Annotated in this window: 16 protein-coding genes and 1 pseudogene; 2 read left to right on the forward strand and 15 right to left on the reverse strand. The window is 73.8% G+C overall.

Annotated elements, in window-relative coordinates; genetic code table 11:
* Nucleotides 1-58 precede the first annotated feature (58 nt).
* The 14 genes from ACI79H_RS12155 to ACI79H_RS12220 form a co-directional block, all read right to left on the reverse strand.
* Complete coding sequence (locus ACI79H_RS12155; protein ID WP_456554651.1) at nucleotides 59-904, reverse strand: HpcH/HpaI aldolase/citrate lyase family protein; 846 nt, start codon at nucleotides 902-904, stop codon at nucleotides 59-61.
* Complete coding sequence (locus ACI79H_RS12160; protein WP_456554652.1) at nucleotides 901-2,376, reverse strand: dihydroorotase; 1,476 nt, start codon at nucleotides 2,374-2,376, stop codon at nucleotides 901-903. Before ACI79H_RS12160 ends, ACI79H_RS12155 begins: the two co-directional genes overlap by 4 nt.
* Nucleotides 2,377-2,410: 34 nt before the next feature.
* The gene (locus tag ACI79H_RS12165; protein ID WP_456554653.1) at nucleotides 2,411-3,847 is read right to left on the reverse strand and encodes an MmgE/PrpD family protein; all 1,437 of its coding nucleotides are present in this window, start codon (nucleotides 3,845-3,847) and stop codon (nucleotides 2,411-2,413) included.
* The gene (locus ACI79H_RS12170) at nucleotides 3,840-4,679 is read right to left on the reverse strand and encodes a cyclase family protein (protein ID WP_456554654.1); all 840 of its coding nucleotides are present in this window, start codon (nucleotides 4,677-4,679) and stop codon (nucleotides 3,840-3,842) included. Before ACI79H_RS12170 ends, ACI79H_RS12165 begins: the two co-directional genes overlap by 8 nt.
* 52 nt (nucleotides 4,680-4,731) lie before the next feature.
* Complete coding sequence (locus ACI79H_RS12175) at nucleotides 4,732-5,949, reverse strand: CaiB/BaiF CoA transferase family protein (RefSeq protein ID WP_456554655.1); 1,218 nt, start codon at nucleotides 5,947-5,949, stop codon at nucleotides 4,732-4,734.
* Nucleotides 5,946-6,782: an IclR family transcriptional regulator gene (locus ACI79H_RS12180; protein ID WP_456554656.1), complete on the reverse strand. Its 837-nt coding sequence runs from the start codon at nucleotides 6,780-6,782 to the stop codon at nucleotides 5,946-5,948. Before ACI79H_RS12180 ends, ACI79H_RS12175 begins: the two co-directional genes overlap by 4 nt.
* On the reverse strand, nucleotides 6,779-7,225 hold the full coding sequence (locus tag ACI79H_RS12185) for an Ohr family peroxiredoxin (RefSeq protein WP_456554657.1): 447 nt from the start codon (nucleotides 7,223-7,225) through the stop codon (nucleotides 6,779-6,781). Before ACI79H_RS12185 ends, ACI79H_RS12180 begins: the two co-directional genes overlap by 4 nt.
* A gap of 30 nt (nucleotides 7,226-7,255) precedes the next feature.
* Entirely contained in the window at nucleotides 7,256-8,011 is a 756-nt protein-coding gene (locus ACI79H_RS12190) for an SDR family NAD(P)-dependent oxidoreductase (protein ID WP_456554658.1), read from the reverse strand.
* A complete protein-coding gene (locus ACI79H_RS12195) occupies nucleotides 8,008-8,877 on the reverse strand; it encodes an ABC transporter permease (protein WP_456554659.1) in 870 nt (289 codons plus the stop codon). Before ACI79H_RS12195 ends, ACI79H_RS12190 begins: the two co-directional genes overlap by 4 nt.
* 10 nt (nucleotides 8,878-8,887) lie before the next feature.
* Nucleotides 8,888-9,712: an ABC transporter ATP-binding protein gene (locus ACI79H_RS12200; RefSeq protein WP_456554660.1), complete on the reverse strand. Its 825-nt coding sequence runs from the start codon at nucleotides 9,710-9,712 to the stop codon at nucleotides 8,888-8,890.
* 52 nt (nucleotides 9,713-9,764) lie between these two features.
* Nucleotides 9,765-10,901 (reverse strand): ABC transporter substrate-binding protein, encoded by a 1,137-nt coding sequence (locus ACI79H_RS12205; RefSeq protein ID WP_456554661.1) that lies wholly within the window; start codon nucleotides 10,899-10,901, stop codon nucleotides 9,765-9,767.
* A 94-nt stretch (nucleotides 10,902-10,995) separates the two neighbouring features.
* Complete coding sequence (locus ACI79H_RS12210; RefSeq protein WP_456554662.1) at nucleotides 10,996-13,029, reverse strand: oxidoreductase; 2,034 nt, start codon at nucleotides 13,027-13,029, stop codon at nucleotides 10,996-10,998.
* A 255-nt stretch (nucleotides 13,030-13,284) separates the two neighbouring features.
* Nucleotides 13,285-14,448 (reverse strand): RtcB family protein, encoded by a 1,164-nt coding sequence (locus ACI79H_RS12215; protein WP_456554663.1) that lies wholly within the window; start codon nucleotides 14,446-14,448, stop codon nucleotides 13,285-13,287.
* Nucleotides 14,449-14,606: 158 nt separating this feature from the next.
* Nucleotides 14,607-20,516, reverse strand: a complete 5,910-nt coding sequence (locus ACI79H_RS12220) for a DUF4011 domain-containing protein (RefSeq protein ID WP_456554664.1) — start codon at nucleotides 20,514-20,516, stop codon at nucleotides 14,607-14,609.
* A gap of 184 nt (nucleotides 20,517-20,700) precedes the next feature.
* On the opposite strand from ACI79H_RS12220, the gene ACI79H_RS12225 reads away from it, so the two are divergent.
* The gene (locus ACI79H_RS12225) at nucleotides 20,701-21,192 is read left to right on the forward strand and encodes a DUF1707 SHOCT-like domain-containing protein (protein ID WP_456554665.1); all 492 of its coding nucleotides are present in this window, start codon (nucleotides 20,701-20,703) and stop codon (nucleotides 21,190-21,192) included.
* Nucleotides 21,193-21,197: 5 nt separating this feature from the next.
* On the opposite strand, the gene ACI79H_RS12230 is transcribed toward ACI79H_RS12225, so the two are convergent.
* Nucleotides 21,198-21,812 (reverse strand): maleylpyruvate isomerase family mycothiol-dependent enzyme, encoded by a 615-nt coding sequence (locus ACI79H_RS12230; RefSeq protein ID WP_456554666.1) that lies wholly within the window; start codon nucleotides 21,810-21,812, stop codon nucleotides 21,198-21,200.
* 232 nt (nucleotides 21,813-22,044) lie between these two features.
* On the opposite strand from ACI79H_RS12230, the pseudogene ACI79H_RS12235 reads away from it, so the two are divergent.
* Nucleotides 22,045-22,354: pseudogene (locus tag ACI79H_RS12235) on the forward strand (endonuclease); the annotation flags it as partial.

Genomic DNA, 22,354 nt, shown 5'->3' on the forward strand with positions numbered 1-22,354 from the left:
GCGGAACGGTGCGGATGCCATTCCCGGAAATGGACATCTGCCCGTAACAGAACGCCGCTCAGCGCGCCCGGCCGACGACCTCCCGGGCGGCGCGCGCCACCGCCTCGTCGATGAACCGGCCGTCGGCGGTGAGCGCGACGCCGGCCGCCTGCTCCTGCGCCGCGGCCAGCCGGTCGAGCACGTCGCGGGCCGCGGCGAGCTGCTCGGCCGACGGTGTGAACGCCTCGTTCACCACGGCCACCTGGTCGGGGTGGATCGCCGTGCGCGCGCGGAACCCCTGGCGGAGCAGCAGCGCCGTGGTGCGCACCAGCCGGTCGGCGTCGCGGATGGCCGTCTCCACGGGGCCGACCGGCGGGAGGATGCCCGCGGCGGCCGAGGCGACCACGATCCGCGAACGCAAGGGCCACAGTTCCTCGCGGTCCGGGCCGGGCTGCAGGCCCAGCTCGCCCACCAGGTCGGCCTCGCCGAGCCCCAGCCGGACCACGCGCGAGGCGGCGGCGACCTGCTCGGCCGCCACCAGCCCGCGCGCGCTCTCGATCAGCGCGAGCACCGGCACCGAGCGGGCGGGCACGCCGGACTCCGCCTCGGCCGACGCCAGCGCCCGGTCCAGCTCCGCGAGCAGTCCGGGCTCCGCCTTGGGCAGCACGATCCCGGACAGCCGCTTCCCGACGACGGCGGCGACGTCGTCGGCCACCGACTCCGCGTCGATCCGCACCCACCACTGCGGCCCCTCCGGCGCCCCGGCCAGGAACGTGCGCACGTGCTCGCGCGCCGCGGCCTTGGCCGGGGTCGGGACGGCGTCCTCCAGGTCGAGGATCAGCGCGTCCGCGCCCCGGCCGGCGGCCGAGGCCATCCGGTCGGGACGGTCGCCGGGGACGTAGAGGTAGCTGCGCGGCGCGGTCATGCCGGGGGCTGCTCGCCCGTCGGGCGGAACAGGTAGCGGCCGGCCGGCTCGCCGACGAGCTTGCCGTCCTCGAGGATCTGCTGCCCGCGCAGGAAGGTGTCGGTGACCGCGGCGGTCAGCTCGAAGCCCTCGAACGGCGTGTACTCCTGCGTCGACAGCGAGTCCTCGGCGCGCACGGTCCAGGTGCGGTCGGGGTCGACGAGGGCGAAGTCGGCGTCCAGGCCCTCGATGATCGCGCCCTTGGTCGGCAGGCCGAAGCGCTGCGCCGGGTTCCAGGAGATCAGCTCGGCGATCCGCGAGTAGGAGAGCCCGCGCTTGCTGCCCTCGCTGACCATGCCCGGCAGCAGGTACTCGGCGCCGCCGAAGCCGGACTTCGCCACGAACACGTCCTCGCGCGGCTCGCCGAACTTCACCTCGTCGCGGCAGCAGGCGTGGTCGCTGACCACCCAGCTGACGTTGCCCTCCAGCACGTGCTCCCACAGCGCCTCGACGTCCTCGCGCGGGCGCAGCGGCGGGTTGACCTTGCCGCCGATGCCCGAGGCGGTGTCGATGTCGGCGAGCAGGTGGCCGACGGTGACCTCGCGGCGGAAGTCGATGTGCGGGAAGGCCGTCGCCATGCGCATCGCGGCGTCCATGGCCTTGGCGCCGGAGAGGTGCAGCAGGTTGATCGTCGGCAGGCCGGTCTCGTGCGCGAGGTAGGAGGCGATGCTGACGGCCAGGCCCTCGGAGTGCGGCGGGCGCGAGGCCGAGTAGGCGGCCAGGCCGGTGAGGGTGCCCTCCTCCTCGACCATCTTCGTGTACGCGCTCATGATCTCGGCGGTCTCGCAGTGCAGGGACAGCGAGATCTGGTCGGCCAGCTCGGGGAACTCCTCGCGGGCCTTCTGCACGCCGCGCATGACGAACTCGAAGTGCGCGAAGTCGTACCGCTCGCCCTCGGGTGTCATGAGGAACGAGCTCTGGTCGGTGGACCGGCCGTGCAGCCCGTGGCTGCCGTAGAACATGAAGATCTTGAACGAGGTGACGCCGTGGTCGCGGACCAGCGACGGGATCTCCTCGATGTGCTGCTTCATCATCGGGGCCAGGTGGAAGGCGTAGTCGACGTAGGCGCGGCCCTCGGAGGCCTGCAGGACCTCGGGGAAGAAGTCCGCGTACGGGCCGCCCTTGTTCAGGTAGTACTGGCCGGTGCGCATGTAGGTGATGCCGGTGGTCACGCCACCCTGCGCCGACGCGCGGCTCTCGCTGGCGGTGTCCTCGGACAGCGGGTTGTAGATGCCCCAGTGCTGGTGGGCGTCGACGACGCCGGGGAAGGCCAGCTTGCCGCCGCCGTCGACGACGGTGCGCGCCTCGGCCGGGTCGATGCCGGGGGCGACCTTCGCGATCTTCCCGTCGGTGACGGCGATGTCGGCGGTCTCCGGCTCGGGGCGGTCGTGGCGGACCACGCGGACGTTCTGGACCAACAGGTCGTAGCTCACTGAGGTGCCTCCTGCTCGTTCGGGATGTGGGGGGTCAGCCGGCGGAGGTGAACCGGCGCAGCGGCGCCAGCACGGCGGCGACGTCGTCGGTGCGGTCGAGGTGCAGCACGGACTCCTGCACCCGGCGCGCGGCGTCGTCGTCCAGCCGGCCGGCGACGTTCTCCTGGAACTTGACGGTCAGCTCGGCGTCGGACAGCGGGTTTTGCGGTCCGCCGCGGTTGACCAGGACCTCCTCGGTCCAGTCCTGGCCGTCGTCGGTGCGGAGGGTGACGACGGCGGGGAACTGCATCGGGAAGATCTCGTCGCACCGTGCGTCGCCGGTGACGTCGACGCGGGCCATGAGCGACCGGCGGAACGGGTCGGTGGCCAGCTCGTCGGTGTAGTCCGACAGCCCGACGCCCAACCCGGAGCCGCCGATCAGCCCGGCGACGACGGCGTACGGCCCGCTGAACTGGGCCTGGTAGCCGGTCTCCGGGGTGCGCTTGCCCTCGATCGGGTCGCCGATGGTGCGGACGACGGCGGTCGGCACGCGCAGCTCGATGCGCTCGATCCGCTCGAGCTCGACCCCGCGGGCGCGCAGCGCCCGGCCGGCGTCGACGGCGGCGTGGGTGAAGTGGTTGGCCGGGTAGGGCTTGAAGAAGATGCCCGGCACCGCCCACTCCGCGCCCAGGCCGTCGGTGACCTGGGCGAGGTCGACCTGGTCGCGCAGGAACGCCTCGAAGAAGCCGAACCGGCCCTCGAGCACCGTCGGCGGGCCGGTGAACCCGTGCCGCACCAGCTGCGCGGCGGTGACCGCCGAGTGCGCGGCCCAGCCGCAGTGCAGCCGCTTGACGGTGCCACCGGTGCGGTTGGCCTCGATGATCCCGGCGGCGAAGGAGGCGGTGATGCCCAGCGCGTTCGCGACGCCCTCGGCGCCGGTGCCCAGCAGCAGCGCGGCGGCGGCCGAGGCGCCCATCGCGCCGGTGATCGAGGTGGCGTGCTGGCCGTGCTCGAAGAAGACCGAGTTGCCCAGCTCCGCGTCGTAGCCGGCCATGCCCAGCCGGACGGCGATCTCCAGGCCGACCGCGATCGCCGCGACGGTCTGCTCGCCGGTGGCCCCGCCGGCCTCGGCCGCCGCCAGGGCGGCCGGCACGACGCTGGCGCTCGGGTGCAGCACCGAGGGCAGGTGGGTGTCGTCGTAGTCCAGCGAGTGGGCGAGCACTCCGTTGAGGAACGCGGCCTGGGCGGCGGGCAGCGGCTCGGCCACCCCGACGCCGGTCGCCTGGCCGTTGCCGCCCTGCTCGAGCACGAACGCGACGGCGCCGGCGCTGGTGGGCAGCCGGTGCGCGGCGACGCACAGGCCGACGACGTCGAGGACGCGCTGCCGGACGCTCGCGGCGACGTCGTGGGGGACACCGGAGGTGTACGAGTGCTCGGCGAAGGCGGCCAGCTGCTGCGCGAGGGTCTGCTCCGCGACGGACTGCTCAGCCACGCGTGACCACCGCCAGCGGGCGCACCGGCGAGCCGGTCGCACCGAAGATCGGCAGCGGGGAGAGCACGAACATGAACTCGTGCACGCCGTCGGCGGCCAGCTCCTCCAGCGCCATCGCCTCGACGATGTAGATGCCGTTCTCGACCAGCAGCACCCGGTGGGCCGGCAGCACGCTGTGCCCGGCGCCCGGGTGCAGGCACTCGAAGGCGATGGTGTCCGCGCCCACCGCGTGCGCGCCCCGCCCGGCCAGCCAGGTCGCGCCGGCCTCGCCGACGCCGGGGACCCCGCTCGCCCCGCCGATGTAGACGTTCCGGTCGGGGTCGGCGAAGTGCCGGCCCCAGCCGCTGCGGATCAGCACGACGTCGCCCGGCCGCACCGGAGTGCCCTGGCGCTCCTCGGCCGCCTCCAGGTCGGCCGGGGTGATCTCGTACCCGGGCGCGCAGCCCTCCTGGGTGCCCAGCGCAGCCGGGACGTCGAGCAGCACGCCGCGCCGGATCATCGGCTCGATGGTGTGCACGCCGTGCTCGACGTACTTGCCGCCGACGCCGGCCTCCGCGGCGTCGGCGCCGCCGTGCAGCCTCCCGTCCTGCGAGACGTGCGCGAGGGCGTCGATGTGGGTGCCCACGTGCGTGCCCATGGTGATCATGTCGTTCGCGGCCGAGCCGCCGTCGGGGCGGACCATGTCGCCGTGCCGCCGCGGCAGCGTGTGCCAGAAGGCCGGGTGGTTCGGCGACTGGGGCATGCCGACGGTGAGCGGCCGGCCCAGGTCGTACGTGCGCAGCGTGCCGGTGAGGGCCTGCAGCAGCGGGTCGGTGGTGGTGCTGGTGGTCACGGGAGACGTCCCTCAGGGGTCAGGGGGGGGGCGAGCGGGGGAACGGGGCAGGTCAGGCGAGGACCTGCCGGGCGCGCAGGTCGGCCACCGCCTCGGCGTCGTAGCCGAGCTCGGCGAGGACGTCGTCGGTGTCGGCGCCCAGCGGCCGGCCGGGGAAGCGGATGGACCCGGGCGTCCCGGACATCCGCCACATCACGTTGTGCATGAGGACCTCGCCGAGGTCGTCGTCCGGCACGGTCGTGAGCATCTCCGTGGCGCGCACGTGCTCGTCCTCGACCAGGTCCTGCGCGGTGTAGATCGGGGCGATGGCCGCACCGGCCTCCTCGAAGGCGCGCACGACCTCCTCGCGGGTGCGCTCGGCGATCCAGCCGCCGACCATGTCGTCGAGCAGGTCGGCGTGCTCGGCGCGCTCGCCGCCGGAGCGGAACCACGGCTCGTCGATGACCTCCGGGTGCCCGACCAGCCGCATGACCCGCTCGGCGATCACCTGGGCGCTGGTGGAGACCGCGACCCAGCTGTCGTCCTTGGTGCGGTAGGTGTTGCGCGGCGCGTTGTTGGTCGACCGGTTGCCGTGCCGGGTGCCGACCTCGCCCAGCTGCTGGAAGTTGGTCGGCCCCGGACCGACGGCGGCCATGATCGGCTCGAGCAGGCTCATGTCGATCACCTGGCCCTTGCCACCGTTGGTGTGCCGGGCGAGCAGCGCCATCGAGGCCGCCGAGGACGCCGCGATCCCGCAGATGCTGTCGGCGAGGCCGAAGGCGGGCAGGGTCGGCGGACCGTCGGCCTGCCCGGTCAGGTGGGCGAACCCGCTCATCGCCTCGGCCAGGGTGCCGAAGCCGGGTCGCGCGGAGTACGGGCCGGTCTGGCCGAACCCGGTGATGCGCACCAGGACCAGACCGGGGTTGACTGCGTGCAGCTGCTCGGGGCCCACGCCCCAGCGCTCCAGCGTGCCGGGGCGGAAGTTCTCGACGACCACGTCGGCGGTCGCGGCCAGCTCGAGGAAGACCTCGGCGCCGGCCGGCGCGGACAGCGACAGGCCGATCGTCCGCTTGTTGCGGGAGATCTCCTTCCACCACAGCGGGACGCCGTCCTTCGCGCGGCCGTGGCCCCGCATGCTGTCCCCGGCGACCGGGTGCTCGATCTTGATGACCTCGGCGCCGAAGTCGCCGAGGATCTGGGCGCACAGCGGGCCGGCCAGGATGGTGGAGACGTCGACGACGCGGAGTCCGGTCAACGGTCCTTCGGGCACGTTCTCCTCCACTTCGGTCACGTGCGGGTGCTCGTGGCGTGCGGTTCGCGGTAGCCGATCTCCAGGCTGATGGCGGCGGCCACCTCCACGAGCAGCTCGCCGTGGGAGGTGAAGGCCTCGGGGGTGAACCGGTCCAGCGGGCCGCAGACCGAGATCGAGCCCCACACGTCGCCGCTGGCGCTGCGCACGGCCGCGGCGACGCTGCCGGCACCGGGCTGGCGCTCGCCGGTGCTGATCGCGTAGCCCAGCCGCCGCACGCGGGCGAGCTCGGTCCGGAGCGCGTCGACGTCGACGATGGTCGCGGCGGTGACCCGCTCCAGCGACGCCGAGGCCAGGTACTCCTCGACCTGGTCCTCGGGCAGCGCGGCGAGGATCGCCTTGGACGACGAGCCGGCGTGCAGCGCGTGGCTGGTGCCCAGCGGCACCGCCATCCGGATCTCCCGGGGGGAGAGCACCTGGTCGACGTAGACGCGGGTCCAGCCCTGCCGCGCCGAGAGCGTCGCGGTCTCCTGCGTCTGCGCGACCAGCTGCTCCAGGTAGGGCCGGGTCACCCGGGTGACGTCCAGCGAGCGCAGCGCCGCCAGCCCCACCTTGAGCGCGCCGGGACCGAGCCCGTAGAGCTTGGTGCGGTCGTCGAACCCCAGGAAGCCCGCGGTCACCAGCTCCTTGAGGATGCGGTGCGCCACCGCCTTCGGGTAGTCCAGCGCCCGCGCGACCGTGGAGACGCCGAGGGTCTCCGGCGCCCGCTCGGCGAGCAGCTCGATGACCGCCATCGCCCGGGCCAGGCCCGAGCGGGGGCCGGTCTCGTCGGGAGCGCCCATCGCCGGCGTCCCGTCGTCCTCGTGGGTGCTCACTGCCGGCCGGTCGCCTGCAGCGTGAGCGGCACGTTGCCCCGGACCGCGTTGGCGTAGGGGCACAGCGTCTCGGCGACCGCGACGGCGCGCTCGAGGTCGGCCTGCGGGCAGTCCGGCGCCTGGACGTCGAGGGCGACGGTGAGGGCGTACCGGCCCGCGGGGGTGGCGGTGAGCGAGACCGACGCGGTGGTCGACGTCGTCCCGACCCTGATCCGCTCGCGCCGGGCGGCGACGCCCAGGGCGCTGTCGAAGCAGGCGGCGAACCCGGCGGCGAAGAGCTCCTCGGGGTCGGTGCCGGCGTCCTCGGTGCCACGCTCGGCCGGCCGGGCCAGCTCCACCTGCAGCGTGCCGGTCTCGGACTTGGCGGATCCGCCGCGGCCGCCGGTCACGGCCACGCGCGCCGTGTGGAGCACGTCGGCCTGGGCCGGGTCTGTGCTGGTCACGAAAGGGTCCTCTCGGAAGGGGGGTGGGGCTCAGGAGATGGTCACGCCGCCGTCGACGAAGACGGTCTGGCCGGTGACCATGCTCGCGGCCGGGCTGAGCAGGTAGGTGACGGTGTCGGCGACGTCCTGGGACTCGGCCATCCGGCCCAGCGGGATGCTGGCCATCTTGTCGGCCATGTACGCCGGGTCGGACCGGACGTCGGCGGTCATGTCGGTCGGCACGATGGTCGGGCCGACCGCGTTGACGCGGATGCCGTCGGGCGCCCACTCCAGGGCCAGGACGCGGGCCAGGTGCATGACGCCGGCCTTGCTCACGCAGTAGGCGACGGTGTTGAGCACCGCGATGTGGCCGTTGGTCGAGCCGATGTTCACCACGCTGCCCGAGGTGGAGCGCAGCGCCGGGTACGCCGCCCGGGACATCCGGAAGGTGCCGGTCAGGTTGACGTCCAGGACGGTCGTGAACTCCTCGGGGGAGGTCTCGGCCGCCGAGCCGCGCCGCACGATGCCGGCGTTGTTCACCAGGTGGTCCAGCTGCCCGTGGGTGTCGAGCACCTCGGCGACCAGCGCCCGGCAGGACTCGTCGGAGCGCACGTCGACGGAGTGCCGGCTGTGCGCACCGCCGTCCAGCGTCGACTCCCAGGAGTCCAGCGGGAGCACGTCGGCCTGGGCGACCGTGGCGCCGCGCTCGGCGAGCGTGGCGGCGATGACCGCGCCGATCCCACGAGCCGCGCCCGTGACGAGGGCGACGCGGCCGTCGAAGCGGTTCGGGTCCTGGCGTCCGCTCACGCGCCGATCACCCGGTTCTCCTCGGCCCAGAACGCGATCTTGCGCTGCGCGAACCGGATCGTGAGGTGGGCGAGCATGCCCATCAGCGACAGGACGACGAGGACGGCGAACATGCCGGCGATGTCGAAGTTGTAGTTCGTCTGGAGCAGCAGGTAGCCCAGGCCCTCCTGCGCACCGATGAACTCACCGACGACCGCGCCGAGGATCGCGAACACGATGCCGATGTCCAGCCCGGCGAAGATGAACGGCAGGGCGGTGGGCAGCCGGACCATGCGGAAGATCTGCGACCGGCTGGCGCCGAAGACCGTGAGCATCTGGATCCGGTCGGAGTCCGCCGAGCGCAGGCCCTCGATGACGTTGATGAGGATCGGGAAGAACGAGATGACCGCGGCCATCACGATCTTGCTGGTCAGGCCGAAGCCGAACCACACGACGAACAGCGGCGCGAGGGCCACCTTGGGCACCGTCTGGAAGGCGACGATGTAGGGCATCAGCGTCTTCTCGAGGATCGGCACCTGCGAGATCAGCGTGCCCAGGGTGAGCGCGACGGTCACGCCGATCGCGAACCCGACGAGGGTCTCCTGGGCGGTCACCCAGAAGTGCCCCCAGAACAGGTCGTTGGTGAGCTGGTTCCAGAGCGACTCGGCGATCGCGCTGGGCGGGGGGAGGACGAACTCGTCGACGTCGAAGAGGTCGACGCCGAACTCCCAGATGGCGATGACGAGGACGAAGACGGCGGGGACCATCCAGAGCTCGGGGCGCTCGCGGAGGTCCCACCGGCCGCGGTCCTTCTGCCTCACCGGAGGAGGGGCGGCCGGGGCGGAGCGGTCGCGGCCCTCGACGGCGGCGGTGCTGGTGTCGGTCATGGCGGGTCCCTCAGTCGATGACGCTGGCGGCGTTGAAGTGCTGGCGGATCCGGCTGACGTACACGCCGGCCCGGTCGGTGTTCATGACCGACAGGTCGCGCGGCCGGGGGAGGTCGATGTCGATGACCTCGGTGATCCGGCCGGGACGGGGGCTCATGACGATGACCCGGTCGGAGAGGAAGACCGCCTCGGGGATCGAGTGGGTGACCAGCACGATCGTGGCGGCCTTCTCCTGCCAGATGCGGAGCAGCTCGACGTTCATGTACTCGCGCGTCATGGCGTCCAGCGCGCCGAACGGCTCGTCCATGAGCAGCACGGCCGGGTCGTGCACCAGCGCGCGGCAGATGCCGGCGCGCTGCTGCATGCCGCCGCTGAGCTCGTAGGGGTACTTGTCCTCGAAGCCCTGGAGACCGACCATCTCGATCAGCTCCATGGCCTTGTCGCGGTGCTTGCCCTTGTCCAGCTTCTGGATCTCGACGGGCACCATGACGTTCTCGAGGATGGTGCGCCAGGGCAGCAGGGTCGCCGCCTGGAAGACCATCCCGACCTCCGGCAGCGGCTTGGTGACCGCGTGCCCCGCGATGCTGACCTCCCCCTCCGACTTGGGGATGAGCCCGGCCAGGATCTTCAGCAGCGTGGTCTTGCCGCAGCCGGACGGACCGACCACGGAGATGAACTCCCCGCGGCGGACCTGGAAGTCGATGTCCGAGAGCGCGTGCGTGGGCTCGGACTTCCGCGGCCGGTAGTACTTGTGCAGTCCGGCGACGTCGATCCAGTCGGCCGCGTCGGGGCCGGTGGTCGACCGGCCGTCGGCCAGTACGGGCTGGGTAGCCACAGTGCTGCTCCTCCTGAGTGGTTGGGGTGGGGGAGGTCAGATCGCGGTCAGGTCAGGGCGTCCAGTCGGCTGCCTGCTGCAGGACGGCGTCGGCGTCGAAGTCGTTGGCGGCCTCGAGCAGGCTGTCGTCCCAGACGCGGTCGAGCTCGATCTCCTCGCGGATCTGCCCGGCGTCGACGGTGTAGGCCTGGGTCTTCTCCCACTCCTCGTCGCTGATGGCGCCCCAGTCCGACCAGTCGGCCGGCTCGCCCTCGGCGGGGGTGGCGCTCTCCAGCCAGGCGGTCAGGCTGGCGACGTCGGACTCCAGGCGGGACTCGATCGGCGCACCGGCGAGGATCGAGGGGAAGGTCTCGTAGCCCATGCGCATCGCGGCCTCGGGGTTGGCGGCGGCGAAGAGCATCGACTTGTAGGCGGCGCGCAGGAAGCGCTCGTAGACCTCGGGGTCCTCCTCGATCGCGTTGTTCGACGCGGCGAAGGTCAGCGACCGGATGCCGTCGAACATGTCGGGGTTGTCGAGGTACTCGAGCTCGGTGCCGGAGTTCTCGATGACGGTGTAGGCCTGGCCGTAGAGGGCGAGCGCGTCGACGTCGCCACCGGTGAGGGCGGCCGCGGCCTGCGCCCCGACGCCCACCGGGAGCAGCTCGACGTCGGAGTCGGGCTCCAGACCGGCGTCGCGGATGAAGGCGCGGGCGTAGGGGGCGCTGCCGGAGGCCAGCGAGATGACGCCGAGCTTCTTGCCCTCGAGGTCCTCGCCGGAGGTGATGTCGCTGCCGGGCAGGGTGGCGATCTGCCACGGCCAGTTCTGCACCAGGCCGCCGACGGCCTTGACCGGGACGTTGCTCTGGATGCCGGCGAGGATCGAGCCCGCGTCGGCCGGGGTGATGTCGCCGTTGCCGCCGGCGACGGCCTGCACGGCGGCGACGGAGCCGTCGGCGTTGACGGTGTCGACGGTGAGGTTCTCCTCCTCGAAGTACCCCATCTGCTCGCCGACGGCGACGACGGCCACCTCCTCCTTGGGGGAGGTCACGGCGGAGGCGATGACGAAGGTGAGCTCCGCAGGGCTCGACGAGCCGCTGTCGCCGCCCGACGCGTTGTTGCTGCTGCTGCCGGCCTCGTCGTCGCTGCCGCAACCGGCGAGCAGCAGGGCGCCGGCCAGGCCGGCCGCCGTCAACCGCAAGGACTTCCTCATGTCTCGTTCCTCAGCTCTCGGTGCTGGCCGACTCGGGTGAGGCGGCTCGGGGTGCTGCCCGGGGCCCGGACGGTTCCGGCCCCGGTCCGGGGGGTCAGTACGTGAGCCGGACCAGGCGTGCTTCCGGCGTCTCCTCGCGGCCCAGGAAGGCGCCGGCGATGCGGCCCTCGTAGACCGCCTCGGTGGCGGTGCGGGGTGCGTTGGCGTCGCCGACCAGGTGGACGCGGGGTCCGCCGTCGTCGGCGTCCAGCGCCCGGTACAGCTCGTCGGCGGCGGCGGGGAGGCCGACGTCGACGACCAGCGCGACGTCCTCGAGCTCGCTGGTGTCGCCGCTGAGGGTGTCGGTGAGCGTGACCCGGCCCGGGCCGGTGACGGCCGCGGTGCGCATCAGGTGGGCGCGCACGCCGAGGTCGCGCAGTCGGGGCACCAGGGCCAGCTTCGAGTAGGTGGTGATGCGGGCGGCCAGCGACGCGGTGGGGGAGACCAGGTGCACGCGGCAGCCCTGCCGGGCCAGCGCCTCGGCGATCGAGGCGGCCGTCCAGCCGCCCTCGTCGTCGAGGACTACGACGGTGCCCTGCGCGGGGTCGGCCGCGTCCGGGCCGATCCGGTCGACGACCGCGACCGCGTCCACCACCGGGACGCCGTCGCCGAGCGCGCGGGCCGAGGGGCGGGCGCCGGTGGCGACCACGACGTCGTCCCAGCCGCCGTCGCGCGCCGTGGCGGTGTCCACCTCGACCAGGGTGCGGACGTCGACGCCGGCGGCGCGCACGTCGCGGATCAGCTCGTCGGTGAGCAGGCCCAGCCGCTCGCGGCCGGGCACCCGGGCGGCGACGGCCACCGTGCCGCCGAGGCCGGGGGAGCGCTCGGCGAGGGTGACGTCGTGGCCGGCGCGCGAGGCCGACAGCGCGGCCTCGAGACCGGCCGGCCCGCCGCCGACCACCAGGACCCGGCGTGCGGCGGTGGCGGGGGCGGCGGCCCAGGCGCCGGCCCACTCGCGCTCGACGCCGACCTCGGGGTTGACCACGCAGGAGATCGGCAGGCTCTGCTCGACGCGGCCGATGCAGGCCTGGTTGCAGGCCAGGCAGTGGCGGGTCTCGTGCGCGCGGCCCTCCATCGCCTTGCGCACCAGGTGCGGGTCGGTGATGTGCGGGCGGGCGAGCCCGGCGAGGTCGGCCTCGCCGGCGTCGATCAGCTCGGCGGCCTCGGGCAGCGAGTCCAGCCGGCAGACGGCGAGGACCGGGAGGTCGGGCAGCGCCTTCTTGAAGAGCGCGGCGTGGTGCCGGAAGGGGGCGTGGCCGAAGCTCATGTCGGCCATCTGGGTGCTCAGCGACCACGAGCCGTGGTAGGCGGAGTGGCTCACGTGCACGTAGAGCAGCGGGAACTCCGCGGCGAGCAGGCCGGTGATCTCGATGACCGCGTCGGGGGTGAGCCCGCCGGGGAGGAACTCATCGGCGCTGACCCGCAGGCCGACCGGCATGCCGGGCGCGGCCGCCTGGACGGAGGCGAGCACCTCGCGGGTGAGCCGCAGCCGGCCGTCGAGGTCGCCGCCGTAGCCGTCGGTGCGGGTGTTGGTGACGGGGGAGAGGAACTGCTGGAGCAGGTGGCCGTGGCCGGCGTGCACCTCGAGGCCGTCGAAGCCGGCGCTGCGCATCCGGCGGGCGGCGTCGCCGAAGGCGGAGACGATGGTGGCGATGTCGCCGCGGCCCATGGCGTGCGGGATGTGCGAGCCGACGGCCCAGGGGAGGGCCGAGGAGGACCAGGCGGCGGTGCGGGTCGCGTCGCCGTTGGCCTGGCGGCCCGCGTGCATGATCTGCGCCAGGATCGCCGCGCCCTCGGCGTGCACCGCCTCGGTGACCGCGGCGTAGGCGGGGATCGACTCGTCGTCGAACGAGCCGAGGCTGATGGAGCGGCCGGCGCTGGTGGGGTGCACCCGCACGGCCTCGGTGATGATCAGGCCGACGCCGCCCCTGGCCCGCTCGGCGTGGTAGGCGGCGGTGCGCTCGGTGGGACGGTTCTGCCGGCCGAAGTTGGTGGTGTGGCCGGGGACGAAGACGCGGTTGCGCAGTTGCAGCGGCCCCAGCGTGCAGGGCGCGAGGAGGCCGCCGGGAGCCTGCATCGGGTCGCTCACGCGCCATCCTCCGTTCGACAGAACGTTCCGCCTAGCCGTACGGCGTTCGTGTCTGTGGAACGTATGCGTGACCGCGCTCACCCGTCAATACGGGGCGCGTAAAGATCTCGTTGCGGCGGTAACGGCTGTGTGACCTGCGGAAACGAGTCCTGGTGGTCCCGTTTCGGGCGGCGCCGGGCACGCGTTGGGCACGGCCGAACGCGGGGCGTCACGGACGCACCGGGCCGGCGTCCCGGAGGGACGCCGGCCCGGTTCTCAGTCGCCCTTGACGTTGACGATCTGGCGCAGCGTGTGGCGCACCTCGACCAGGTCGGCGGCGTCGGCCATCACCTGGTCGATCGGCTTGTAGGCGTCGGGGTGCTCGTCGAGGAACGCGTCCGAGTGCCCCCACGCGATGCCGGTCATCCGCGCGTCGAGGTCCTGGCGGGTGAACCGCTTCCGGGCCGCCGACCGCGAGAAGTTCCGGCCCGCGCCGTGCGGCGAGGACATCAGCGAGGGCACGTTGCCCTTGCCGACCACCACGTAGGACGCCGCGCCCATCGAGCCCGGGATGAGACCCAGCTGGCCCTCCCGTGCCGAGATGGCGCCCTTCCGGGACAGCCACACCTCACGGCCGTAGTGCGTCTCGCGCTCGGTGTAGTTGTGGTGGCAGTTGACCGTCTCGTGCCGCTCGACCTCCGCGCCCAGGAAGCGGCCCAGCTGGTCGACGCAGCGGTCCATCATCTCCTCGCGGTTGAGGTAGGCGAACCGCTGCGCCCAGCGCAGCGCCTCGATGTACCGGTCGAACTCCGGCTCGCCCTCGACGAGGTAGGCCAGGTCGCGGTCGGGCAGCTGGATGTGCCGCTTCGCGCACTGCTCCCGCGCGACCTTGATGTGCTTCTGCGCGAGCCGGTTCCCGACGCCCCGGGACCCGGAGTGCAGGAACAGCCAGACCCGGTCCGCCTCGTCGAGCGAGAGCTCGATGAAGTGGTTCCCCGAGCCGAGCGAGCCCAGCTGCTGCGGCCACTGCCGCGCCTCGGCGTCGGCCTGCCCGGCGCCCGGTGTCTCGCGCAGCTCCGCGATCCGCGGCTCGGCGCTGGCCCGGATCTTCTGGTTCCGGCCACCGGCCGACAGCGGGACCGAGCGCGAGATCTGGTCGTGCAGCACGTCCAGCGGGCGGCCGGCGACGTCGTCGGCGGTGAACTGGGTGCGCACGGCGATCATCCCGCAGCCGATGTCCACGCCCACCGCCGCCGGGATGATCGCGCCGTCGGTCGGGATGACCGAACCGACGGTCGCGCCCATGCCCAGGTGGGCGTCGGGCATGAGGGCCAGGTGCGGGTGGATGAACGGCATCTGCGCGGTGCGCTCGGCCTGCTCGCGGGTGGTGTCCTCCAGGATCGACGCCCAGTTGAGCAGGCGTCCGTTGATCGTCTCCATCGTCCTTTCGATTCGCTCGGATGCGGTCGTGTGTGCCCGAAGGCCGGTGCAGTCAACACACGCATCCGGAATCGCGCAGCCCGATTACCCGGGGCGGTCCACCCCCCGCTTTTCCGCGGAGAAGCGGTCCGCTTCTCCGCGGAAAAGCAGGAAAGGGGTCAGACGGTGAGCAGGCCGTTCGGCTGCTCGGTGAGCCGGCCGCGGCCGATGGCCGCGACGAGGGCCTTCTCCAGGACGGCGGTGACCGCCGCCGAGCGGCGCTTGTGCCCGAACACCGCGGCGGTCTGGGTCAGCAGCTCCCCGCGGCCCATCCCGGCGGCGGCGCGGCACAGGGCCCGCATGGCGTTGGCGATCTCCTCCGGAGCGACCTGGTCGATCGGGCGGTCGGTGCTCGACACCTGCCGGCGGAAGCCCTCGTAGCTCTCCGGCGTCACGCCCTCGGGCCACAGGTGCTCGCCCTGCACTGCGGACGGCGGCAGCAGGGAGAGCAGCGCGGCCTTGCGGGACTCGGTCGCCCGGTTCAGCCCGAACGCCCCGACGGTCAGCTTGGCCAGCCGGTCGACGTGGATCGGGCCCTCGGCCTTGATGCCGGCGGTCAGCACCCGGCGCACCGCCCGCGCCGCCTTGGCCGCGGGCAGCTCGTCGAGCACGGACTTCTCGCCGGCGCCCTTCGGGATCCACGGCACGAAGGGCGTCTCGCCGTCCATGACCACCGGCCCGGCGGGCTTCCGGGGCGCGGGCTTGGCGGCCGCGGGCTTGGGAGCCGGTGCGGCAGCGGGCACGGCGACCGACGCGGTCACCGACGAGCGCAGCGCCGCGACGCCCTTGAACGACTCGACCGCCGCCGTCGGCAGGGGGATGGGCGCGGGCAGGACCGCGGTCGACGGGGCGGCGTCGACCGCCTCGACCAGCCGGTCGGTCACCGCGGAGGGCTCGAGCAGCCACGACGGCAGCCACACGCGCTCGACCACCGGCCAGCGCAGCAGCCCGTCGAGCACCTCGACCGGCAGGCCGTCCCGGTCGCCGACCGTCCCGCGTCGCGCCCAGGACGGGCCGTCGAGCAGCACGGCGGCCACGGGGGTGTCCGGGTCGGCAGGTCGGGAGATCGACAGGTCGACCCGGAACTCCGAGAGGCCCACGTCGGTGCGCACGACCAGGCCGCGGTCGCGCAGCCGCGCGGCGATCTCCTCGCGGTGCCGGTCGATCACGGCGACCGAGCGCGGCGAGCGCGGCAGCACGTCGGTGCCCCGCTCGGCCATGTCGAGGTAGGCGCGCAGGTGCTTGATGCCGACCGAGCTGGTCTCCTCGGCCCGCAGCTGCTCCGGGTCGAAGGAGGAGAAGACGACGACCTGCCGGCGAGCACGGGTGATCGCCACGTTGAGCCGGCGCTCACCGCCGCTGCGGTTGAGCGGTCCGAAGTTCAGCGGCAGCGTGCCGTCGGCGGTGGGGGAGAAGCCGGTGGAGAAGAACACGACGTCGCGCTCGTCGCCCTGCACGTTCTCCAGGTTCTTGACGAACAGGCCCTCGCCGTCGGTGCGGTCCAGCGCGGCGGCCAGCCGCTCGTCGTCCGCGTCGCGCAGCAGCGATTCGATGTAGGAGCGCTGCTGGGCGTTGAAGGTGACCACGCCGATCGAGGGCACCGCGTCCACGCCGTCCCACTTGGGCACCGCGTCGAACCGGCGGCGGATCTCGGCGACGATCGCCTTGGCCTCGATCGGGTTGGTGCGCAGCAGCCGGCCGGCGCCGGAGCGGTGGAAGGTGCCGGGCACCCGCACAAGCGAGACGCCGCGGCCGTCGGGCTCGGCCGACGCCCGGCCGTGGGTCGGCGCCGGGAACGACGACAGGCGGTTCTCGTAGTACTGCGCGTTGGAGAACGCGATCAGCGACTCGTCCTGGCTGCGGTAGTGCCACGACAGCCAGTGCCGCGGCACCCGCGCCTGCACGCACTCGCTGAGGATCGACTCCTCGTCCTCGACCGCGGTCTCCACCTCGACGACGTCGTCCGCGGCCGAGGCGGCCGGCTCGAGGAAGGACGTCGGCGGCATCTGCTTGGAGTCACCGACGACGACGGCGGCCTTCGCGCGGCCCAGCGCACCGACCGCGTCGGCCACCCGGATCTGCGAGGCCTCGTCGAAGACGACCAGGTCGAACTGGGCGGCGGCGGCCGGGAAGAAGCGGGCAACCGAGTCCGGCGACACCAGCACGCACGGCATGACCGCGGTGACCAGCTCGCCGTACTGCGCGAGCAGCTGCCGCACGCCCAGCCCGCGGCGCTGCTTGGCCAGCTCGCGCTGCAGCGCACCGACCTGGCCGGCGCCCGATGCCGCGTCGAAGGGCCGCGCGCCCAGCACCGCCGCCGGCAGCGCCGCGGTCAGGTGCTCGCGCACCGCCCGGGAGGCGGCGGTGAAGCGCTCGATCGCCTTGCCGTGCAGGCCCTCGTCGAACAGGTCGAGCCCGGTCGCGTCCAGCCGCTCGCTCACCGACGCCACGGCCAGGCCGCGGTCCAGCGCGCGGACGGCGTCGTCGGCAGCGATCGCGCCGGTGACCAGCAGCCGCCGCGCGTCGAACAGCCCGGCGTAGCGGAGCGGCTCGAGGGTGTCGAGGAAGGTCACCCACCGGCGCAGCGACATGAGCACCGAGCCGTCGGTGCCGCGCTCGGGCCGGGTCATCGACCAGCGCAGCGTGAAGCCGTCGTCGCCGGTCCAGGCGGCGAGCTGGTCGGCGCTCGAGCCGCTGACGGCGATCAGGGAGGTCACCGACTCGTGCAGCGCGGCCACCGCGGACGCCGCCTCCGGGCCGACGGGCATCCCGGCGACGATCAGCTTGCGCAGCTGCACGTGGAAGGCCGAGGGCCCGTCGACGGCCTGCCCGGCGCGGCGCAGCCACGCCACCTGCTGGTCGATCAGCTGCGGCTCGAGGAACGGGTTCCAGCCCTCGGGGACGGTCATCCCCGGCAGCGCGGCCACCCGGCCGGCGATCTGGGCCACCGCCGTCTGCACCCGCCACAGGTTCTCGACCAGCGCGGGGACGTCCTTGGGCTTGACCTTGGCGTCGGGGCGCAGGTGCGGCGCCAGCCGGTCCCGCACCGCGACCAGCCGGCGCCGGCGGCCCCACCAGGAGGAGGCGGCGGCGGTCTGCGCGGCGACGTAGATCTCGGCCAGGTCCAGCCCGAGCACCTCCGGGTCGACCAGGTCCATGCCGGGGTGCCGGAAGGCCAGGAAGGCGGCGACCTCGCCCAGGATCGCGCCGGTCGCCGTCGTCCAGCGGTGGGAGAACGTCTCGTCCAGCACGTCGAGGCCGACGGCGGGCCCGGCGAGCAGGTGGCCGAGCGCACCGAAGTCCTCCGGCGTGCGGGCGTGCCGCAGCACCTGGGTCAGCGCCGGCAGGGCCGCGACCCCGCGCACCGCGGCGTCCACGGCGGTGGCTGCGGCCTGCGCGGCGGGCAGGTCGATGGTGGGGGAGTCGACGAACGCCCACGGGTGGCGCAGCGAGGGCCGCGTGAGGTCGGCGATCTCGGGCAGCAGGGCCAGCGCGCGCCGCACCTGGGTGAGCACCTCGGCGGGCGCGTTGGCGACGAACGGCAGCGGGATCGGCAGCGGCTCGACGTCGGTGCCGGCGGTCAGCTCGGAGGTGCGCGCGGTGTACAGCGAGAGGCCGGCGGCGTTCTCGGCGTGCAGCCGGTCGGCGTAGCGGGCCAGCAGCCGGCGGGCCGAGCGCAGGTTCTCCGAGTCGGCGGCCAGGCCCTGCTCGTCGACGGCGACCGCGTGCTCCAGCGCCAGCCGGATCTGCGCGCGCACCATCGAGGCGCGGCTGCCCTTGTCGTGCAGGTCGAGGGCGAACATGCCCATGCCGACGGCGTCCAGCCGCCGGGCGACGACGTCCAGCGCCGCCCGCTTCTCGGCGACGAACAGCACCCGCTTGCCCTCCGCGACGGCGCGGGTGAGCAGGTTGGTGATGGTCTGGGACTTGCCTGTCCCGGGCGGGCCCTCGAGCACGAACGTGCGCCCGGCGTCGGCCTCGGCGATGGCGCGGAGCTGCGAGGCGTCCGCGGCGACCGGCAGCTGCGCCGCGAGGTCGTCGAGGTCGGTGAAGGCGCCGCTGTCCAGCGCCGGGTCGGTGAACGGCTCGGTCGGCTCGTGGACCAGGTGCGCGACCAGCGGGTTCTCCGCGAAGTCGGCCCAGTGCTCGTCGAGGTCCTTCCAGAGCCGGTACTTGGCGAACTGGAGGACGGCGAGGTCCGCGGTCGCCTCGACCCGGTAGGGCAGGCCGTGCCCGACCAGCGCCACCCGCATCGCCTCGAGCGCGGCCTCGACGTCCATCGTGCCGTCGGCGGTCTCGGTCAGCGTCGGGATCGACAGCCCGTGCAGCTGGCGCAGCTTCTCCAGCAGGCAGTGGTTCGGGGCGCTGCTGCCGGACTCGTCGAGCGCGAGCCGGTAGGAGCCGGTGCGGGAGAGCGGGGTGAGGGTGACCGGGATGAGCACCAGCGGCGAGCGCAGCGGCCGGCCGTCGAGCTCCCACACCAGCGAGCCGAGCGCCAGGTACAGGTTGTTGGCGCCGGTCTCCTCCTGCACGGTCTTCGCCCGGTAGGCGAGGTTGCGCAGCCGGGGCAGGTAGCCGCCGGTGGTGACGTCGGCGTGCACCTCGCGGCGCTCGACCAGCAGGTCGGCGAGCTGCGCGCCGGGCAGGTCGGCGGCGCTGGTGAGCCCGCGCTCGGTCTGGACGGCGGCGAGCTGGTCGCCGGGCAGCAGCGTGATCGGCGTGCCGTCGTGCACGAAGCGCTCGAGCACCGGCAGCGAGGTGTCGGGCACGGTGAGCGCCAGGCCGGTGCGGCCGGTGTAGTTGATCAGCCGGTTGCGCAGGCTGAGGTCGAGCAGGGCGTTCTTCCACTGCTGGACCCGCGGCGGCGCCTCCGGGCGCGGCGTGGACGTCGCCGTCGCCTCGGGCGCCGCGGGGGTGCTGTGCACGGCCGCGCGGTACTCGACCACCTGCAGGACGCCGGCCTCGTCGCGGGCGCGGGCGGGCAGCGGCACGATCCCGTCGCGGCGGGCGCGGTGCACGTCGGTGACGCCGACGATGCGGTCCAGCTCGCCGGTGAGCCAGCCGTCGTAGGCGGGGCGGTGCAGGTCGGCGCCGGGCTCGTCCGCGGTGAGCAGCGTCGTCTCGACCAGGCCCATGAGCCCGAGGTCGACCAGGTTGACCAGGCCGGCGGCGTCGGTGGTCGCGGCGGACTCCGCGCTGCGCTCCTCGCGCCAGTACCCCAGGAACGCGTGCCCCTCGGCCAGCCACAGCAGCGGGCGGATGCCGGCCTGCTCGAGCGCGGCGGCCAGGAGCACCACCAGGTCCAGCGGGGTGCCGACCTTCCAGGTCAGGACGTCGCCGGGGGAGCGCACCTGCTGACCGACGTCGGACCAGGTGGCCGGGGGCTCGCTGTAGCGCAGCCCCCGGGAGCGCAGCGTCTCCGCGACGGCGGCGACGACCTCGTCGACCCGCTCGGCGGTCGCGGCGTAGCCGACCAGCGCGCCGCTGCCCGTGGTCTGCTCCAGCCGGTCCGCGGCCTCGGCGACCAGAGCGGTGACCGCGGGGTGGTTGGGCATGACGTGCGCGGCAAGCATCTCCAGCGCCAGCGGCAGGGGGGAGGCCAGCCACTGGTTGGCGGCCAGCACCTGCACCGAGCGGGAGGCCTCGCCCGCGAACACCGGGCCGTCCTCGCCCTCGACGTCCACCCAGACCTCGACGTCTATGACGCCGGGGCGCTGCTCCTCCACCTGCAGCATCGCGGCGGGGTCCATGACCAGGCCGACGTCGGTGAGGACCGTCGTGCGGCCGGCGTCCAGGTCGGCCAGCAGCTCGACGGGACGGGCGATCGGCCCCTCCGCGTCGCGCACCGCCAGCCGGACGGTCGCCGCCCGGACCGTGGTCTCCGACGTCAGCGCCAGCCGCGGGACGACGGGGATGCCGTTGTGCGCCAGGGCGTAGCTGAGCACCGGCGTGGAGGTGATCTCGATGGAGACCGCCGGCGTCCGCGGCGCCACGGCGTCGCGGAGGTCGAACTCGGCAGTGCTCTCCATGCCACCTGTTCTACCGGGTCGGACGGAATGGTCCCTCCATGCTCCCCGACGGGTGGGGCGGGTGTGACACCTGCGTCGGGAAGCGGGCCGGATTCACAGCGGCGCCGCTCCCGGCGGCCCGGGTCGTTCCGCCGTCCGGGGAGCCGGTGCGACGATGAGCCGACGACCAGGATCCGGAGGTGGCATGGCGCACGCACCCGAGCTGCGGGCGGGCGATGTCGACCGGCAGGCGGCCGCGGACCGGTTGCGCGCCGCCCACGACGAGGGTCGGCTCGACCTGCACGAGTACGACCGGCGGCTCGCCGAGGCCTACGCGGCGGTGACGTACGGCGACCTGGAGCGGCTGTTCACCGACCTGCCGCCGGCCGGTGCGCCGGCGCGGGTGGCGACGCCGGCTGCGCACGTGCGCGCGGCGACGACCGCCGCGGCCGATTCGGCGGCGGTCGCCCGTGCCGCCGGTGCGTCGGTGGCCCGGCGGTCGGCCGGCTTCCCGCTCGCGCTGAAGGTCCTCTGGACCATCTGGGCGAGCGTCGTGGCGATCAACGTCACCGTGTGGCTGCTGGTCAGCCTCGGCGGGTCCGATCCGGTGCACTTCTGGCCGATGTGGCTGGCGGTCCCCGGCGTCGCCCTGGGCATCGGCACGGCGATCACGATGCGGGTGCGCGGCTCGCGCTGAACTCGTCAGCGGCGCGGCAGCGCCCGGCCGTCGGGGAGCGTGCGGGCGCTGAGCAGGGTCAGCAGCTCGCCGGTCGTGGCGCGCACCGTCGTCCCGCTGCCCCTGCTCCACCCAGTGTCGCTCGCCTCGAGGCGGACGCCGGTGAGGTCGATGCCGAAGTACGCACCGTCGGCGTCGGCGAGGTGGTCGAGCACCGCCGTGACCGCCTCGACCGGTGCGACCGGCGCCGCGTCCTGCGCGACGGTCACGTCCAGCGAGTGGATGACGGCGTGGCTCAGCGCACCCGCCGCGCCGCCGCCCGGCGGCTCCCAGGCGTGCAGCACCGGCGAGCGCAGGGCGGCGAGCAGCTCCTCGGCGGGCAGTGCGGAGTCCCTGGCCGCCACGGTGTCGGACAGCCGGCCGAAGTCGCCGCCCGCGGCGGCCATCTCGGCGCCGAACTGCTCGGGGGTCAGCCGGGCGGGCATGGTCACGTGCGCGACGACGTGCCGGACCTGCCACCCCTCGCACAGGGTGGGGGCGTCCCAGGCGGCGGGCGGGCCGCCGGCCAGCCGGTCGGCCAGGCCGGTGTACGTCGTCGCGACCCAGGGCTGCAGGTCGTGTCGTGCGTCGGTGTCCGTCATCTGATCGCCCTCTCGTGCTGCTCCGCCGCTCGGTGGAGGTCTACCGGAAGACGCCGACGTGCGGCGGAACTCATCGCGCGGAGTGGAGCGGTGCACAGCGCTTGGGTGCCGGACGACAGCTGTCAAGGATGTGCAGGCATCCGGGGGCGGGCTGTTGACCTGGGGATTCACGATGCGCGGACCCCTGCCGAGCGCTAGACTTCGAACACCTGATCGAACCGGTGGAGGTGTCGTGGACGAGCTGGCCGAGGCCCTCGACGCGCTGTCCGGCGAGCGGCTGGACGGCCAGTTCGGCGCGGCCCTGCTCGAGCGACTGGGTCCGTTGCTCATCGCGGCGAACCGGCTGGCCGCCGAGGTGGCGCGGACGGTACGGCAGTGCGAGGTGGCCGGCGCCGCTGAGCACGACGGCAAGGCGTCGATGGCCTCGTGGCTGCGCGGGCACCACCGGATGTCGGCGGGTGCGGCCAACGCGCTCGTGCGCAACGGGCGGGCGCTGGAGCAGCTGCCGGCACTCGCTGCGGCCGCTGCGGCCGGAGGTGTCA

This window comes from Blastococcus sp. SYSU D01042, from assembly GCF_054050515.1.

Coding starts and splice junctions, on each gene's coding strand:
- ACI79H_RS12155 (WP_456554651.1), bottom strand. CDS start 904: ATGACCGCGCCGCGCAGCTACCTCTACGTCCCCGGCGACCGTCCCGAC.
- ACI79H_RS12195 (WP_456554659.1), bottom strand. CDS start 8,877: ATGACCGACACCAGCACCGCCGCCGTCGAGGGCCGCGACCGCTCCGCC.
- ACI79H_RS12205 (WP_456554661.1), bottom strand. CDS start 10,901: ATGAGGAAGTCCTTGCGGTTGACGGCGGCCGGCCTGGCCGGCGCCCTG.
- ACI79H_RS12215 (WP_456554663.1), bottom strand. CDS start 14,448: ATGGAGACGATCAACGGACGCCTGCTCAACTGGGCGTCGATCCTGGAG.
- ACI79H_RS12220 (WP_456554664.1), bottom strand. CDS start 20,516: ATGGAGAGCACTGCCGAGTTCGACCTCCGCGACGCCGTGGCGCCGCGG.
- ACI79H_RS12225 (WP_456554665.1), top strand. CDS start 20,701: ATGGCGCACGCACCCGAGCTGCGGGCGGGCGATGTCGACCGGCAGGCG.
- ACI79H_RS12230 (WP_456554666.1), bottom strand. CDS start 21,812: ATGACGGACACCGACGCACGACACGACCTGCAGCCCTGGGTCGCGACG.